We start from the raw sequence: 16,969 nt of genomic DNA on the forward strand, positions 1-16,969 counted from the left end.
CTTCTCCCTTACGCTTTAGCCATTAGCTGTTTATACTCAGGACCTTCTTCGCCAAGAATAAGCGTAGTTCCATCTATCTTAAATGGCGGTATAACTAAAGGTTTAGGAGGTGGTCCAAATGTATTTATACCTTCTGCATTAAAAACACCGCCATGGCATGCACAAACAAATTCATTTCTAGATGCGCTCCAGCTAGGAATACAGCCTAAGTGTGTACACAATCCAATAACAACTATATATCTAGCATCTCCAATAACAATATCTCTCGCATCGTTTGGCTTTGTATTGGCCGATTTTTTCATTACAAAGATTGGTTTTTTACGCCACTCCACATTATAAATTTCACCCTCTTTTATAGGTGTAAGATCTACTGTGGTAAAACCTGCTGCTTTAACACTAGGGAGTGGATCCCAAGTTTTTTTGATAGCACCAAGCGCAAATATACCGCCTACAGCAGCAACAGCACCAAAGGTCATACCTATGAAATCTCGCCTACTATTTTTTTCGGACATGCCTTTCCTTTCTTTCATTCTAAACTTTAAGTAGAGATTTTACAATAATTATTATTAAATTTAAATGATATTATTTTTTAATTACATATTATATTTAAATTTATAAATACAACTTATTTTTTAAATTTTTATTAATCCTTTATATGATAGAATAAATAGTTTATAAATACGGTATATAGCTATTTAAACTTAAACCACATTAGCTATTACTTATATCTTAAATAATAAGGAGCTTTAATGGTAGAAAATGCCACTAAAATAGCTTTTGCCACAATACAAAAAACAAGCGAATTAACAACCATTAGTCTAGATTTTTATGCTACATTAGCAACAATTTGTTTTGTGCTTTGGTTAGGCACATTTCTTACTAAAAAATGTGATTTTTTAAGCAAATATGATATCCCAGTGCCAGTTACTGGTGGTTTAGTAGTCGCTATTTTTATTTTTTTACTTTACATACTAGGCGGTGTAAGTATTAAATTTAATGAAGTTATAAAAGATCCTTTTATGCTTATGTTCTTTACATCTGTTGGGCTTAGCGCTGATTTTGCAAGCCTTAAAAAAGGTGGTAAACTTTTAGTTTTATTTGGTATAGCGGTTTGTTCATTTTTATTTGTTCAAAATGCTGTTGGCATTGGCGTTATGACGCTAATGGGTGAAAATCCCTTAATGGGATTGCTAGCCGGCTCAATTACATTAAGTGGTGGGCATGGAACTGGAGCTGCATGGGGTGATACATTTGCCAAAGCGCCGTATATGTTTGAAGCTGCCAAAGATATTGCTATGGCAAGTGCAACATATGGTCTTATAAGCGGCGGATTGCTTGGTGGTCCAATAGCTGGAAATTTGATTAGAAAATTTAATCTAAAGCCAACAGATAAGGGTAGTGAGCTAGAAACTAGCGATGAAGTGTTTTCAGAACCAGAAAAAAATCGCCTTATAACAAGCTCATCATTTGTAAAGAGCTTAGGACTATTTGCGCTTGCAATGTTTTTAGGAACAACGATCAACTTTTTCCTTAAAGGTACAGCCTTTGCTCTTCCTACATTTGTTTGGTGTCTATTTAGTGGAATTATCATTAGAAATTCATTTCATTATTTCGATATTCATCAAGTTTTTGATAGAGAAGTTGGTGTTATAGGAAATGTTAGCTTGTCAATATTTCTAGCAATTGCCATTATGACTTTAAATTTGATAGAACTTACAAAGCTAGCTATCCCGTTAATAAGCCTTCTTGCTATACAAACAGTTGTTATAGTTGTATGGCTTAGATATGTAACTTTCAATATATGCGGTAAAGATTACGATGCGGCGTGTTTAGTTGCTGGACACTGCGGCTTTGGCATGGGTGCAACTCCAACTGCAATTGCAAATATGCAATCCGTTACAGATCACTTTGGTCCATCAAGAATTGCATTTATAGTAGTTCCTATTATGGGTGGATTTTTTGTAGATATTGCAAACGCTTTAACCATTAAGTTATTCTTATTTTTACCAATATTTGGCTAAAATACAGTAGAAACATTAATTTGCTTCTACTAAAATTTCAAACTCATTTAATTTTATTAAATTTATTGAACATATTTGTATTCTCATTATTTAAAATAGTATATAATATTAATTGGACAATATAATAACAATTAAGGAGCTTTCTTGAATGAAAATGTTTCTAAAATAGCTTTTGCCACAATACAAAAAACAAGCGAATTAACAACCATTAGTCTAGATTTTTATGCCACATTAGCAACAATTTGTTTTGTGCTTTGGTTAGGCACATTTATAACAAAGAAATGGGAATTTTTAAAAAGATATGATATTCCAATACCAGTAACTGGCGGTTTAATAGTTGCAATATTCATCTTTTTATTATATATGTTAGGCGGAATGAGTATCAAATTTTATGAAGGCATAAAAGATCCATTTATGCTTATGTTCTTTACCTCTGTTGGGCTTAGCGCTGATTTTGCAAGCCTTAAAAAAGGTGGTAAATTACTTCTTCTTTTTGGAATTGCGGTTTGTTCATTTTTATTTGTTCAAAATGCTGTTGGCATTGGCGTTATGACGCTAATGGGTGAAAGCCCTCTAATTGGCTTAATATCTGGCTCAATTACATTAAGTGGTGGGCATGGAACTGGAGCTGCATGGGGTGATACATTTGCCAAAGCACCATACTCTTTTGAAGCTGCAAAAGATATTGCTATGGCAAGTGCAACGTATGGCTTAATAGCAGGCGGTTTATTTGGTGGACCAGTGGCTGGAAGATTAATTAGAAAATTTGATCTAAAACCAACAGATAAGAGTAGTGAGCTAGAAACTAGCGATGAAGTGTTTTCAGAACCAGAAAAAAATCGCCTTATAACAAGCAGATCTTTCGTAAAAAGTTTAGGACTATTTGCGCTTGCAATGTTTTTAGGAACAACAATTCATTTCTTTTTAAAAGAAACTTTTTTTGCACTTCCTTCGTTTGTTTGGTGTCTATTTAGTGGAATTATCATTAGAAATTCATTTCATTATTTCGATATTCATCAAGTTTTTGATAGAGAAGTTGGTGTTATAGGAAATGTTAGCTTGTCAATATTTCTAGCAATTGCCATTATGACTTTAAATTTGATAGAACTTACAAAGCTAGCTATACCGTTAATAAGCCTTCTTGCTATACAAACAGTTGTGTTAATTTTATGGCTTAGATTTGTTACATTTAATATTTGTGGTAGAAATTACGATGCGGCGTGTTTAGTTGCTGGACATTGTGGTTTTGCTATGGGTGCAACTCCAACTGCAATTGCAAATTTACAATCCGTTACAGATCACTTTGGTCCATCAAGAATTGCATTTATAGTAGTTCCTATTATGGGTGGATTTTTTGTAGATATTGCAAATACGATAATTATTAAAATATATCTATTTTTACCTATATTTTATTAAAATAATTACAAACATTAATTTGCTCGTAATTATTAAATAGCAAATTTATTTATCTTAAGCTCTCCACTACTCATATCTAAGTAGTAAAGCATATCCTTTTGTACTTCTAAATTTGCTAAGTATCTTATAGCTATATTTGCCTCATATGCTGCCATAAACATAACCATAGGTGCAGCAATGCCACCTGGCAATCTATTATTTATTTTAACAAAATCAAATTTAGCCTTGTTTATAAAACAAAGTTGACCATTAAATCCTTCTACGCTTGTATAAATCCAAGGAGTATTTGTAAATTTTGCAAAAGTATCTATAAGCACTCTTGTGGGCATATTATCGGTTGCATCCAAGATAAGATCAAATTTCAAACCTCTTTTACTCCAAGTTTTAAAATCTTCCAAATATACTTCTATATTTGCGCCACTATATCTTTTTTCAAGTTTTTCTTTAAATACCTCAGCTTTATATCTACCAACATCACTCATATCAAAAAGTATCTGTCTATGGATATTATGAAGACTAACGGTATCAAAATCAACAATGCTAATCTCGCCTATTCCACTAGATGATAATGCGTATCCAAGAGAACTCCCAAGTCCACCACTTCCTATGATGGCTATTTTTTTATCTTTCAAGGAGTTTTGTGTGTCTTCACCCCATAAAGCAATTTGTCTAGCAAAATATTCATCCATCATATATTTCCAAAACTCTTTAGTTGCTCACTAAATTTCCATAAAGATCTGGCCTTGCTTATCTCTTTTTTTTCAATATCTACTATAAGCATCTCTTCATCTTTTCCAAGCTCATTTATAATCTCTCCAAAAGGACTTATTAGCATGCTTCGACCATAAAAATTCCATCTTTCGTTTTCGTATTTATGCTCTCCAACTCTATTTATCCTAAGAAGATACACCGAGTTTGTAAATGCTCTAGTTTTTAAAAGTTCTTTCCATCTTATTTCACTAAAAAATGTACAAGCACTAGGAACTATAACGACATCTACGCGCTTACTCATAATCTCTTGCCAGCATGTATCAAAATTTGTCTCATATGCATTTAATATACCAAATTTAACTCTATTTATACTAAATGTTGGAATAAGCAAGTTTGAACTTGAATTAGAAAAAAAACTTTTTTCATCCCAGTGAGAATATGGCATAAGAAAATTTTGCTCATAAAATTTATTTTGAGTTTTTCTAAATTTAGCACAAACTTTTGCAAAACCTTTTCCTTTTTGCAAAACAAGTGGTGCAACTATGGTGATGTTATATTTTTTACAAAGATCATTCATGATAGCTTTTCTCATATTGCTTTGTTCTATTATGAGATTTTTTGGCATTTTTACAAGATCTCTAAAAAAATTATTTAATACATACTCGCCTATGCAAACTAGCTCCACACCTTCATTTGCACAAATTTGCAAATAATAATCAAGCCTTGCATGACTCATAGGTAAAGTTGGTAGCTGAAGTGCACAAATTTTCACTGCTCATCCTTATTTATATATTCAACTTCTAGCTTTACATCTTCAAGTATTTTTCTACTCTCTTTTAGAAGTTTTACTCCTTCTTTATATATACTAACACTGTCTTGTAAATTTATATCTTTGTCATTTAATTTTTCAAGTATATCATCTATCTTTTTTAACTTATCTTCAAATTTCTCATTTTCCATTCTAATCTCCCTCTAAAGCTTTTTTTATATAATCATCAATTTTATCTATCTCTACTAAAAATGCATCATGACCATAATTACTATCAATCTCCACATACTTTACCTTACTTTTATGCTCTTCTTTTATCACTTCATACATCTCAAACATCAAATTTGGCGGAAATAAAACATCTCCTTTAAAAGAAATCAAAAAAAGATTTGCTTTAATGTTACTAAGTGCGTGTTTAAGGCTATCATAATGTCTTGTACAATCAAAAATATTCATCATTTTAGCTATATATATGTAAGAAAGTGGATCAAATTTCTTTGAAAAGCTAAATCCGTTATATTGCATATAACTATCTACTTGAAATCTTCCAAAAAGTTCATAAAGACCGTCTGTTGGGACATAATTTCTGCCAAATTTGCTATCCATGGAGCTTGGAGAAAGAAAACTTATGTGTCCTGCCATTCTACCAAAAGCAAGGCCTTTTAAGCCCTTTTGAGCTATTTCTTTTTCGTCGTAATTACCATCTTTAAACTCTGGATCATTTCTAATAGCTTCAATTGATATTGTATTAAATGCTATTGCCCAAGGTTTTGTTTGATACGAGCTAGCTAGAATTATGACATTTTTTGCAAAATTTGGATATTCTATAGCATAACAAAGCGCTTGCATCCCTCCAAGTGATCCACCAATTACCGCATAAACACTATTTATACCAAGTCTTTTAAAAAGCTTAATCTGTGCTTTTACAACATCACTTATCGTTAGAACAGGAAAATTTAAGCCATATCTTTTATTTGTATTTGAATCTACACTAAGTGGCGAAGTTGAGCCAAAATTTGAACCTAAAATATTTACACAAATGACAAAAAATTTATTTGTATCTACTGCCTTGTTATCACCTATTAAGGCATCCCACCATCCAGTCTTACTATCATTTTCGTACTTTCCAGCTGCATGGTGAGAACCAGTTAAAGCATGACAAATAACTACGACATTATCTTTTGTTTCATTTAGCTCGCCATATGTCTCATAAACAAGATCATATGGAGCTAATATTCGCCCACTTTCTAAGTGTAGGGGTTCTTTAAAATGCTCTTTTCTAGTACGTAAATTTAACACTAATTTACTCTATAGTTTGGTGCTTCCTGTGTTATTATAACATCGTGAACATGACTTTCTCTAAGTCCTGCACTTGTAATTTCTACAAATTCAGCTTTTTGCTTAAATGTAGCTATATCTTTGCTTCCACAATATCCCATAGAGCTTTTTAACCCACCTATTAACTGATGAACTACTGATTTTATGCTACCAGCATAAGGGACTCTACCCTCAATGCCTTCAGGGACTAGTTTTTCTTTTGCAGTTCCTTCTTGGAAATATCTATCACTGCTTCCTCTACTCATAGCTGAAATTGAACCCATACCGCGGTATACTTTATACTGTCTTCCTTGAAGCGTTACAAGATCACCTGGAGCTTCATCACAACCCGCAAAAATACTTCCCATCATAACAGCGCTTGCGCCAACTGCTAAGGCTTTTGCAAGGTCACCTGAATATTTTATACCACCATCTGCTATAACTGGAATGCCGTATTTATCAGCTTCTTTTACACAATCATCAATGGCTGTTATTTGAGGCACTCCAACACCAGCAACTATCCTAGTTGTGCATATACTACCTGGACCGATACCTACCTTTATACCATCAGCACCAGCTTCAGCTAAATCTTTTATACTAGCGTAGTTTGCAACATTTCCCACAACTATATCAACATCTTTAAATTTACTTTTTAGGTCTTTTAGCGTATCTATAATACCTTTTGAATGCCCATGAGCTGAATCAATAACGATAACATCAACTCCAACTTCAACCAAAGCCTGCGCTCTGTCAAATTGACCAACACCAATAGCAGCGCCAACAACAAGTCTTCCAAATTTATCTTTGTTTGCACCAGGATATTCTATTCTTTTTTTAAGATCTTTTATGGTTATAAGACCACTAAGTTTGCCATTTTCATCAATGATAGGTAGTTTTTCTACTTTATTACTTTTAAAAATTTTCTCTGCATCATCAAGTGTGCAGCCTTTTGGTGCAGTTATTAGGGGTGCTTTTGTCATTACATCACTAACAAATTTATCTAAATTTGTCTCAAACCTTAAATCTCTATTTGTCAAAATGCCTATCAAAGTTTTGTTTTCATCAACAACTGGAACACCAGAAATTCTTACTTCTGCCATAAGATCTAGTGCATCCCTTACTTTGGCATCAGGATTTATAAAAATTGGATCTATTATAACTCCACTTTCACTTTTTTTAACTCTTTTTACCTCTTTAACTTGTGAAGCTATATCCATATTTTTATGAATAATACCAATACCACCAAGTCTTGCCATCATTATAGCCGTTCTATGCTCAGTTACAGTATCCATAGCAGCCGAAACCAAAGGTATATTTAGTGATACATTTTTGCTAAATTTAGTTCTTACATCAACACTTTTTGGTAAAACATCTGAGTACTGTGGAACAAGCAAAACATCTTCAAAAGTTAAAGCTCTTTTTTCTCTTAATTTCATATTATCCCCTTATAATTTTTTCAAGGCCATAAGCACCATCTAAAACAGTTTGTTCATCGTAAGCTTTTCCTATAAGTTGCGCACTTATGCTCAATCCATCTGTATTTTTCCCAACAGGAACACTAATAGCTGGAAGACCAGCTAAATTTACACCTATTGTATAAATATCACTTAGATATGAAGTTAATGGATCAGAAAGTTCTCCAAATTTAGGAGCGACTTTAGGAGTTACTGGCATATAGACTAAATCTGCTATTTTAAATATATCTTCATACTCTTTTTTGATATAAGCTCTTGCCTTTTGTGCTTTTACATAATAAGCATCATAATATCCACTACTTAAAACAAAAGTTCCTAGAAGTATTCTTCTTTTTACCTCATCTCCAAAACCTTCGCTTCTTGTTTTTATATACATTTCAGATAGGCTTTCACAATCAGCCCTTTTTCCGTATCTAACGCCATCATATCTACTTAAATTTGCACTTGCTTCAGCTGTTGCAACAATATAATAAGTAGCAACATCGTATTTTGAGTTTACAAAATCTTTATGAACTATTGTGTGTCCAGCAGCTTTAAGCTTATCTAATGCCAGATTAAGTTCTTTTTGAGTATCAGTATCCGCTTCTTTTAAATAATTATCTATAACGCATATTGTCAATTTTTTATCGCTATTTAGCTTATCAAATGTGCTTACAAACTCCAAATTAGCACTTGTGCTATCTTTTGGATCATATCCTGCTATCATATCATATAAAATAGCGGCATCTTTTACATTTTGAGTAATTGGACCTATTTGATCTAAACTGCTTGAGTAAGCAGCTAAGCCATATCTACTAACCCTACCATAACTTGGTTTAAAACCCACACATCCACAAAGCGCGGCTGGCTGTCTCACACTTCCACCAGTATCACTTCCAAGAGCTGCGATTGCAAGCCCTGCTCCAACTGCAGCTGCACTTCCACCGCTACTTCCCCCTGGCACTCTTGAGTGATCAAGCGGATTTAAAGTTTTACCATAATACGATGATTCTGTTGTATTTCCCATGGCAAATTCATCCATATTTGTTCTACCAAAAGGAGACAATCCTGCTTTTAAAATCTTTTCTATTACAGTTGCATTATATGGCGCAACATAACCTTGAAGTATTTTTGATGCACAAGTTATATTCCAATTTTTTACTTGAATGTTATCTTTTATAGCAATAGGAATACCATCTCCATTCTCATTTATGCTCTCATTTGTAAGCTGTTCTACATATGCACCGATTTCTTTATTTTTATTAATTTTTACAGCAAGTTCTTTTTTAAAGTTTTTTATATCTTCGCTACTTAGTTTTAAAGCTTCTTCTAAAGTTATCACTAATTCTCCTTATTTTTATTTACAAATCTTATACCAGCATATATCATAATGCAAATAAGTAGTATAGTAAATACAATTATCCAATTACTAATAGGCTCATTAAACATTTTGCATCACTTTTTGGCATCTATGACACAATTCGCCCTCTTCCTTGGCTTGATATTTCCAACACCTTGGACATTTATGCAAACTTGATTTTAAAAGTTTAAATTTATAATTTTCAACCATAAACTCAGCTAAACCCTCGGTGTTATCATAACTTTTAATCTCACTAACCATAAACCAGTCCATAATCTCTTCTAAATCTAAACTCAAAAGCTCGCTAGATGTGGTTTGCATACAAAGTTCAAGCGTAGAACTTATCGCTTTTTGTTTTTTAAGTGTATCTATAATCTCAAAAAATTTAGCTCTCGCATCAAGTCCAGAACTTATTTCATCGCTAAATTCATACTCAATCGGCTGATACGCTAGATCAAAAGCATCTTTTGCCCCATTTTTTATGATATCTGGCGCATAATCCATAACTTCATCAACTGTATAAGTTAAAACTGGCGCTATTAGAGGGAGAAGGGATCTAGCAATAATAGCCATTGCGCTTTGTGCGCTTCTTCTTCTATCTGAATCCACTTTATCACAATAAAGCCTATCTTTACAGATATCAAGATATATACCACTTAAATCTGAACTTAAAAAGTTTAAAAGAGTATTAAATCCTTTTGAATATTCATAGTTTTTAAAGCAATTATGTGTCTCATCAAATACAATTTTTGCTCTAGATAAAATCCACTTATCAAGTTCTGTAAAATTAGTATAAATATCATCTAAATCATAAACATTTGCTAGTAAAAATCTTATAGTATTGCGAACTTTTCTGTATTGCTCACTAATTTGTTTTAATATGTTATCACTTATCTTGAGGTCACCAGAATAATCGCTCATTCCAACCCATAGGCGCAAAATTTCAATGCCGTATTGCTTAGCAACGTCAGCTGGTGCAACTACATTACCAACTGATTTGCTCATCTTTTGACCTTTTTCATCAACTGTAAATCCGTGCGTCAATATGCTTTTATAAGGTGCATATCCATTTACTGCGCAACTTATCAAAAGTGAACTTTGGAACCAACCCCTGTGCTGATCGCTTCCTTCTAAATACATATCAGCTTTGTAAGAGCCTGCATCATAATCATCTGTTGTCAAAACCGCATTCCAAGTTGATCCGCTATCAAACCAAACATCTAAAATATCTGTTACTTTTTGTAAATTTGAAGCTTGATATTTTGAATTAGCAGGAAGAAGCTCTGAAATTTCCTTATCCCACCAAGCATCAGCTCCATTTATTTCAAAGATATTATAAATATGATTCAATATATCTTCATCAAATATCGGCTCAAGTGTGGATTTATCTATAAAAAATGCAATAGGAACACCCCAATCTCTTTGTCTTGATATACACCAATCAGGGCGATTTTCTATCATCGAAGTTATGCGGTTTTTACCGCTTTGTGGATAAAATTTCACATTTTCAAGCTCGCTTAATGCAACTTCTCTTAAAGTTTTTCCATCAAGTTTAGGCTCATCCATCGCTATAAACCACTGTTTTGTAGCTCTATAAATAACTGGTTTATGTGTTCTCCAGCAATATGGATATGAGTGTGTAAATTTGCTTTGTTTTAAAAGATGATTCCCTAAAAGTTCTAATATTTTTTCATTTGCCTTAAAGATGTGCAATCCTATAAACTCATTACAAATAGCATCTGGCAATAAACCTTTTAATCTAAGTGTATTATCATAACATCCACTCTCATCAACTGGCATGATAACTTCTATGCCATATCTTAAACTTGCATGATAATCATCCTCACCGTGCCCAGGAGCTGTATGAACCAAGCCACTACCCCCATCCATCAAAACATGTTCACCTAAAATAAATATGGATTTTCTACCATTTAATGGATTTATAGCATGAAGATTTTCAAGTTCTTTTGAATTAAAAGTTTTTACTACTTCGCCGTTTGTTAAACCTTCATTTTTAACATTTTCAAGAAGTTTTTTTGCAAATATTAAGTTTTCAGATGTTAATACATACTCTTCGTTAGGGTTTAGAGCTATTGCTTGATTGGCAACAAGAGTCCAAGGTGTTGTTGTCCAAATAACTGCTTTTGTATTTTTTGCACCAATTTTTGCATTCGCTTCATCGCTTAAATCAAAAGCCACAAAAACACTATAATCTTCTTTGTCCTTATACTCAACTTCAGCTTCAGCTAGAGCGCTTTTTGCAGCCCAGCTCCAAAATACAGGCTTACTTCTTTGTATCAAAAGACCTTTTTTAGCTATCTCACAAAGTGTTTTATATATTCTAGCTTCAAATTTAAATTTCAATGTCATATAAGGGTTATCCCAATCCCCTAAAACTCCCATATCTTTAAATTCATTTTTTTGAATTTCTATGAATTTTTGCGCATGCTCTCTACAAAGCTCTCTTATTTTAACTTTTGAAACATCTTTTTTCTTTTCACCCAAACTAACCTCAACTTGTTGCTCTATTGGCAACCCATGACAGTCCCAACCAGGTAAATAACGAACATTTTGCCCAAAAAAGTAATGAGTTTTTATTATAATATCTTTTAAAATTTTATTTAGAGCATGACCTATGTGGAGATGTCCATTTGCGTATGGAGGACCATCGTGTATATTAAAAGCTACTGTTGATTTAGCCCCTTTTTCCTTCATTTTATCATAAGCTTTTGATTCATCATACCATTTTTTAAATCTTTGCGGTTCACTTTGAGGAAGATTTCCTCTCATTGGAAATTGAGTTGTTGGAAGTAAGAGGGTGTCTTTGTAGTCCATAATTATACCTTTTTTTATAAAAATAGTAAATTTTATCTAACGAGGCATTAAGAAGTTATTAAATTTAGATATTTTTTTCATTTTTTGTTTTTAATATAGTATTTCCAAGCTCTCTAAACATATATCCAAATATTCCCGCACTTATTGGTTTGAATGTAAAATAAGAGCAGTTTTACTCACGGTTGTGTATATTTTGAAGCAAACTTTGAACAAAATTAAATACAGTCGCAATAACAGAAGTTAGCAATACCAAATATGAAATCTCTATTTTTACTTATCTCTAATCCTTATAAATATGTGTTTCACTTAAAAATATAGACCAAAAAAGTGCCACACATAATACTTTTTATCAAATCTCAAAGAAATAAAATACATCAAAATAGTGATATATCGATAAGTAGTGTCTTTGCTTTGGAGTAAACTATCTTTTCATATTTGCTGCTTTATTTACACTAAAGCTAAAAGGATCTGTCATAAAATCTTTTTCGTTATTTTGTAAAAATGCAAAAAGTTCATCTAAAAAGTCATTTACAAGATAGTTTTGAAATCCACTTTTTGATGAATTTGCCTTTTGCATAGCATCTCTAAACTCAGGTCTTTTTGCCACATCTGATATGATATTTTTAAAACTTGAATTTAGTTTTGAGTATGTATTTTTCTTTAGATATGAGCTTAAAAGTTCGCCATTCATTATCTTCATAGTCTCATCTTTACTTAGGTTTGAAATAGAATTTTGCAAAGTCTGAGATACAAAAGGCACATTTTGTTTAAAACTTAAATTTAAAATTCTACCAAATTGTTCATTTAATTTTCCACTTTTATCGATATTTTGGAGAATTTGGCTAGAGTTTTTTGGCAAATCAACAGTAAATTCACCATTTTTAGGGTTTAAGATTGCTTCTTCACTTTGTTTTACAACCTCAACTAATGATTTTTTATAATTTGCAACATCATAAGCGTAATAACTTTTTAGCGCAACCATAGCATTGGAAATAGCCATATCCCAAGAAGCAAAAGCAAATAATGGCGCAATTAAAAGCATAAATATCAATTTTTTCATATTTTTTCCTTAAATTTAAAACCGCATTATACCTAAATTTAAAAAATAGTATAAATTTATCTAACACTTAATCCTTCATCTAAATATTTGATGATAGGATATATAAATAATTCTATAACTCTTCTTTTACCAGTTTTTATCTCAGCAGTCACACTCATTCCTGGTTCTATGCTTTTTTGCTCTCCTTCAACTAAAAGAGTAGTTTGTTTTGGCTCTACTTTTATCTCATAAATTTCGCCATGTTGTTCATCTTTTATCGAATCGCTTGAAATATAAAAAAGTTTTCCATCAAGTTTACCGTATTTTTGAAAGTTAAAAGTGTCTATTTTTATAGAAACTTCTTGCCCTACCATTAAAAAGCCTATATCTTTGTTTAAGGCATTTGCTTTTATGATAAGTGGCTCATTTGCCGGTATAATCGAAAGAAGTGGCTCTGTTGAGTTTACTACGCCACCTTGCGTATTTACCATAAGCTTACCAATATATCCATCAACAGGAGAAGTAATTTGTTGTTGTCTTCCTTGAAACATGTATGTATTGATTTGGGCTTTTATATCACTTGCTTCTTTTTGTTTGTTTATAAGTTCGTCTAAATACTTAGTTTTTGTATTTTCCTTAAAAACACTTATCTCTTGTTTGATTTCTCCTATTTTTTTTGATGTTTCTAGCTTTTGTTGTCTTGCGATACTAAGCTTTTGAGTAGCATCTAAAACCTCTTTTTGCGTATTTTCATAATCCTTATACGCAATGATATCTTGAACGCCTTGAAGTCTTTCTAACCTATTGCTACTTTTTTTAAGAAGAGAAGATAGCCTATTTATCTCAGCATCTGTGCCATCTAAAGAGTGTTTTGTTTGCTCTAACTTAAAATCATATTGTTTAAGTGCATCTTTGTATGTATTTAGCTGATGAAAATAAAGATTTTTTTCATCTTCACTTAAGGCATTTAAATCATTTTCATTTAATTTTTTATCAAAACCAAGAGCTTCTAAGCGTTTTATGGTCATATTTAAGGCGTTTAACTCGTTTTGTTTTGTTGTTAAATTTACCTTTGAAACACTTGGATCTATCTGCATAAGGATATCTCCTACCTTTACAGCTTGTCCTTCTTTTACTAAAATTTTGGATATTACCCCTGTTTCAAGTGGCTTTAGAATTTTTATCTCTCCTGTTGGTATAACCTTGCCCCTAGTGGTAACTACAACATCAACTTTTGCAAAAAATAGCCAAAGAACGCAAGCTATAATAAGAGCTATTATTATCCATAAAATAGACCTACCAAGTGGATTTAGCGGCTTATCTTCTATCTCAACGATAACAGGTTTGAACTCATAAGAATCATCATCAATTTTTCTAAAAATTTTAAACATATTTTATATTCCATTACATAATGTATCGTTACTTATTATATCTTTTTTTACTTTTAACATATCTAATTTTATCTTGCTTTGGATTAATTCTATATTTTTTCTCATATCTAAATTTGCACTTTCTATTACATTATTTAAGCTTTCTTCACCACTTTTATTTAGCCTATTTGTTATATTTAGTATATTTTTTGAATAATCTCTTGAGTTATTTAAATTTAATATCTTATTTTGTTCTTGATTTATATTTTCTTGTAAAGATTTTATATTTTGATCATATTCTCTTTTTGCATCAACAAGCTCTAAATTTGATTTAAGATACTCTATTTTTGCATTTTCTATCCTAGATTCTCTTCTAAATCCATCAAAGATAATGTATGATACAGCTAGACCGAATTTATAACCATTTTTCTCAGTTTTATCTATCGAGCGCGTAAACTCATCTCTATCGTATCCATAAAAATTATATCTAGCATATAAACTAAAAGATGGAAAGTAGTTTTTAAACTCACTATTTAAAAGATTTCTTTTTTCTTCTATCTGATAAGATAATTGCTTTGCTCTTGGTGTTTCATAAAAATTAGCAAAACCCACATCTAAAACAGTTTTAAAATACAAAAGAGAATTTATATCAGTAATGTTTGCACCAGTTATATAATTTATATTTGAAAGTGCTTGAGTGATATCTTTTTGGATATAAGATAGATTGGAGTTTTCATCAGCTATCTTTAAAGCACCTTCAAAAAGATTGGATTTTGGAAGCTCTCCAGCTTTATTTAACTTTTTTTGATTTTCATAAATTTGGGTTAAATTTAAAATCAAATCTCTTGTGTATTTAAGGCGCTCTTTTAATATCATAGCCTTATAATATTCATCTAGCAGATACAAAGCAACATCTTTATAAGCCATGCACTCTTTTTGTTTTGCACTTTTAATTTTAGCCTTATATGCATCTATTCTATCAAGCGTTGAACCAAAATTAAAAATATTATAATTAATACCAATAGATGCATAAGCTTGATATCCACTTGCTTGTATTATGTTTTCGCTACCAACACTAGTGTTTCTTAGTGGGAAATCATCGTATCTTTTTGAATACTCTTCATTTAAACCCAAACTAAGACTAGGATATAACTCGGCTCTAGCAGCTCTTAACTCAGTTTCAGACATTGCTGTTTCAAGTTTTTGTAGTAAAATTTTTGGTGTAAATTTCTTTATATTATCCAATAAATCCTCGTAAGTATAAGCATCTTTTTTGGTAATGGAATTGTTTAAGCTTGATTCTAATTTACGATGATTTTCGCTAATTTTTTCGTCCACATTCCAAATGCTATCATCTTCGCTTATTAGATCATATAAAGAATTTGAAAATTCATTTGCACAAAGTGTGCAAATAAGTAAAAAGTTTATAATAATAATTTTAAACATTGACGCAACTAGACTTTAAACATATAAGACAGTAGCTGGATAAAATATCCAGCTTTTTGTTTTATGCATTTTGCCAACTATTCATAACCATATTCATCATATCTGCATTTTTTTGAATATTGTTATGATTTGCTATGATTATGTGCTCTTTACCATAGGCATTAAGATCTTGAATAACTTTTGCAATCTGATCTTTTGTGATAAATTCACCATCTGCAAGCTCAATTCTTTCAATAGCTCTTCTAGCATCACTAAATTGACCAAAAACTGTTATAGTTCCACTATCGCCTTCACCATATCTTATAGATAAATTTCCAGCAGTTTTTACAAAAGTTATATCCTCTTTTTTGACACTCGCATCAAATTTAATAGTGTCAAAGCCACCGTCTTTGCCAGAATAATTTACTAATGGCATATCTTTTATAACATCAACACCATCATTTTTCTTAAAGAAATACACATCGTCTCCAAGACCGCCTCTTAAGATGTCTCTACCATTTCCGCCATTTAAGAAATCATTACCTTTGCCACCATCTAGAGTATCCCAACCTTGTCCGCCAAAAAGTCTATCATTATCGTCTCCACCATATAATACATCTTGGCCAGTTCCGCCTATTAAAATATCATCTCCAGCTCTACCATAAAGAGTATCATTTCCTCTATTTCCAGCTATAATATTATTCTCAGCAGTTCCTTTGATTCTATCTACATACACTCCAGTTATCTCTTTCCATAGATCTTGCAATGTTAAAGGAAGTTCATCAGGATTTATTAAGCTGTTTGAGAAATCAACACCCTGAGATTCAAGTGAGTTTATCACATTGTTAAAAATACCCAAAGATGTATCTACGATATTTTGAACAATAGCTGTGTGTTTTAGCAAATTTGCAACACCTGCAACACCTGCGGCAACTAGTCCTATACTTATGCCAAATATAGGATTTACTGCTGCTGCTGTGTTGCCTATGGTTCCTAAAACACCACTAATTGCGCCAAGTATATCGCCATCAGTAACTTTGCCATTCTCGTTTGTCAAAGCCTTATGTAGATTATCCATCCTCTGATCTAGCTCTTTATGTGATATATTTAGATCTTGAGCTGTTTTTTGAAGAAATTTAAATATATCAAAAATTGTATGTACAACCTTGTCAGCTGTTCCAATAGAATCATTTATTGCGCCAGTTATGTCTTTTAATGGAATAGTTTCTGCCATTGTATACTCCTATAGATC

The 16,969-nt window shown here is 31.9% G+C and carries 14 protein-coding genes; 2 read left to right on the forward strand and 12 right to left on the reverse strand.

Annotated features, from left to right (window positions below):
- Nucleotides 1-8: 8 nt before the first annotated feature.
- Nucleotides 9-512: a ubiquinol-cytochrome c reductase iron-sulfur subunit gene (gene petA / locus ACZ5VL_RS01325; protein WP_464199211.1), complete on the reverse strand. Its 504-nt coding sequence runs from the start codon at nt 510-512 to the stop codon at nt 9-11.
- A 237-nt stretch (nt 513-749) separates the two neighbouring features.
- On the opposite strand from petA, the gene gltS (ACZ5VL_RS01330) reads away from it, so the two are divergent.
- Both gltS (ACZ5VL_RS01330) and gltS (ACZ5VL_RS01335) read left to right on the forward strand, forming a co-directional pair.
- The gene (gene gltS / locus ACZ5VL_RS01330; RefSeq protein ID WP_464199213.1) at nt 750-2,021 is read left to right on the forward strand and encodes a sodium/glutamate symporter; all 1,272 of its coding nucleotides are present in this window, start codon (nt 750-752) and stop codon (nt 2,019-2,021) included.
- Between the two features lie 180 nt (nt 2,022-2,201).
- Nucleotides 2,202-3,437: a sodium/glutamate symporter gene (gene gltS / locus ACZ5VL_RS01335; RefSeq protein WP_464200225.1), complete on the forward strand. Its 1,236-nt coding sequence runs from the start codon at nt 2,202-2,204 to the stop codon at nt 3,435-3,437.
- Between the two features lie 32 nt (nt 3,438-3,469).
- On the opposite strand, the gene ACZ5VL_RS01340 is transcribed toward gltS (ACZ5VL_RS01335), so the two are convergent.
- From ACZ5VL_RS01340 to ACZ5VL_RS01390, 11 genes are all read right to left on the reverse strand, one after another.
- Complete coding sequence (locus tag ACZ5VL_RS01340) at nt 3,470-4,126, reverse strand: HesA/MoeB/ThiF family protein (protein WP_464199215.1); 657 nt, start codon at nt 4,124-4,126, stop codon at nt 3,470-3,472.
- Nucleotides 4,126-4,884, reverse strand: coding sequence for a carbon-nitrogen hydrolase family protein (locus ACZ5VL_RS01345; protein ID WP_464200227.1), 759 nt, complete (start codon nt 4,882-4,884; stop codon nt 4,126-4,128). The genes ACZ5VL_RS01340 and ACZ5VL_RS01345 overlap by 1 nt, the downstream gene beginning before the upstream one ends.
- A 32-nt stretch (nt 4,885-4,916) precedes the next feature.
- On the reverse strand, nt 4,917-5,108 hold the full coding sequence (gene xseB / locus ACZ5VL_RS01350) for an exodeoxyribonuclease VII small subunit (RefSeq protein ID WP_464199217.1): 192 nt from the start codon (nt 5,106-5,108) through the stop codon (nt 4,917-4,919).
- A 1-nt stretch (nt 5,109) separates the two neighbouring features.
- On the reverse strand, nt 5,110-6,216 hold the full coding sequence (gene metX / locus ACZ5VL_RS01355; RefSeq protein WP_464199219.1) for a homoserine O-acetyltransferase MetX: 1,107 nt from the start codon (nt 6,214-6,216) through the stop codon (nt 5,110-5,112).
- Nucleotides 6,216-7,670: an IMP dehydrogenase gene (gene guaB / locus ACZ5VL_RS01360; protein ID WP_464199221.1), complete on the reverse strand. Its 1,455-nt coding sequence runs from the start codon at nt 7,668-7,670 to the stop codon at nt 6,216-6,218. The genes metX and guaB overlap by 1 nt, the downstream gene beginning before the upstream one ends.
- A gap of 1 nt (nt 7,671) precedes the next feature.
- Complete coding sequence (gene gatA / locus ACZ5VL_RS01365) at nt 7,672-9,030, reverse strand: Asp-tRNA(Asn)/Glu-tRNA(Gln) amidotransferase subunit GatA (protein WP_464199223.1); 1,359 nt, start codon at nt 9,028-9,030, stop codon at nt 7,672-7,674.
- A 99-nt stretch (nt 9,031-9,129) separates the two neighbouring features.
- Complete coding sequence (gene ileS / locus ACZ5VL_RS01370) at nt 9,130-11,883, reverse strand: isoleucine--tRNA ligase (RefSeq protein WP_464199225.1); 2,754 nt, start codon at nt 11,881-11,883, stop codon at nt 9,130-9,132.
- A 421-nt stretch (nt 11,884-12,304) separates the two neighbouring features.
- Nucleotides 12,305-12,943 (reverse strand): DUF4197 family protein, encoded by a 639-nt coding sequence (locus ACZ5VL_RS01375; protein WP_464199227.1) that lies wholly within the window; start codon nt 12,941-12,943, stop codon nt 12,305-12,307.
- Between the two features lie 56 nt (nt 12,944-12,999).
- On the reverse strand, nt 13,000-14,313 hold the full coding sequence (locus tag ACZ5VL_RS01380; RefSeq protein ID WP_464199229.1) for an HlyD family type I secretion periplasmic adaptor subunit: 1,314 nt from the start codon (nt 14,311-14,313) through the stop codon (nt 13,000-13,002).
- A 3-nt stretch (nt 14,314-14,316) separates the two neighbouring features.
- On the reverse strand, nt 14,317-15,738 hold the full coding sequence (locus ACZ5VL_RS01385; RefSeq protein WP_464199231.1) for a TolC family protein: 1,422 nt from the start codon (nt 15,736-15,738) through the stop codon (nt 14,317-14,319).
- 61 nt (nt 15,739-15,799) lie between these two features.
- Complete coding sequence (locus tag ACZ5VL_RS01390) at nt 15,800-16,951, reverse strand: calcium-binding protein (protein ID WP_464199233.1); 1,152 nt, start codon at nt 16,949-16,951, stop codon at nt 15,800-15,802.
- Between the last annotated feature and the right edge of the window lie 18 nt (nt 16,952-16,969).

The organism is Campylobacter sp. GTC17093, from assembly GCF_055397635.1.

Bases quoted from the DNA above. Each gene is read 5' to 3' on its own strand.
- ileS (WP_464199225.1), bottom strand. From the start codon at position 11,883: ATGGACTACAAAGACACCCTCTTACTTCCAACAACTCAATTTCCAATG.
- ACZ5VL_RS01340 (WP_464199215.1), bottom strand. From the start codon at position 4,126: ATGGATGAATATTTTGCTAGACAAATTGCTTTATGGGGTGAAGACACA.
- ACZ5VL_RS01385 (WP_464199231.1), bottom strand. From the start codon at position 15,738: ATGTTTAAAATTATTATTATAAACTTTTTACTTATTTGCACACTTTGT.
- gltS (WP_464199213.1), top strand. From the start codon at position 750: ATGGTAGAAAATGCCACTAAAATAGCTTTTGCCACAATACAAAAAACA.
- ACZ5VL_RS01380 (WP_464199229.1), bottom strand. From the start codon at position 14,313: ATGTTTAAAATTTTTAGAAAAATTGATGATGATTCTTATGAGTTCAAA.
- xseB (WP_464199217.1), bottom strand. From the start codon at position 5,108: ATGGAAAATGAGAAATTTGAAGATAAGTTAAAAAAGATAGATGATATA.
- ACZ5VL_RS01345 (WP_464200227.1), bottom strand. From the start codon at position 4,884: ATGAGTCATGCAAGGCTTGATTATTATTTGCAAATTTGTGCAAATGAA.
- petA (WP_464199211.1), bottom strand. From the start codon at position 512: ATGTCCGAAAAAAATAGTAGGCGAGATTTCATAGGTATGACCTTTGGT.
- guaB (WP_464199221.1), bottom strand. From the start codon at position 7,670: ATGAAATTAAGAGAAAAAAGAGCTTTAACTTTTGAAGATGTTTTGCTT.
- ACZ5VL_RS01375 (WP_464199227.1), bottom strand. From the start codon at position 12,943: ATGAAAAAATTGATATTTATGCTTTTAATTGCGCCATTATTTGCTTTT.
- ACZ5VL_RS01390 (WP_464199233.1), bottom strand. From the start codon at position 16,951: ATGGCAGAAACTATTCCATTAAAAGACATAACTGGCGCAATAAATGAT.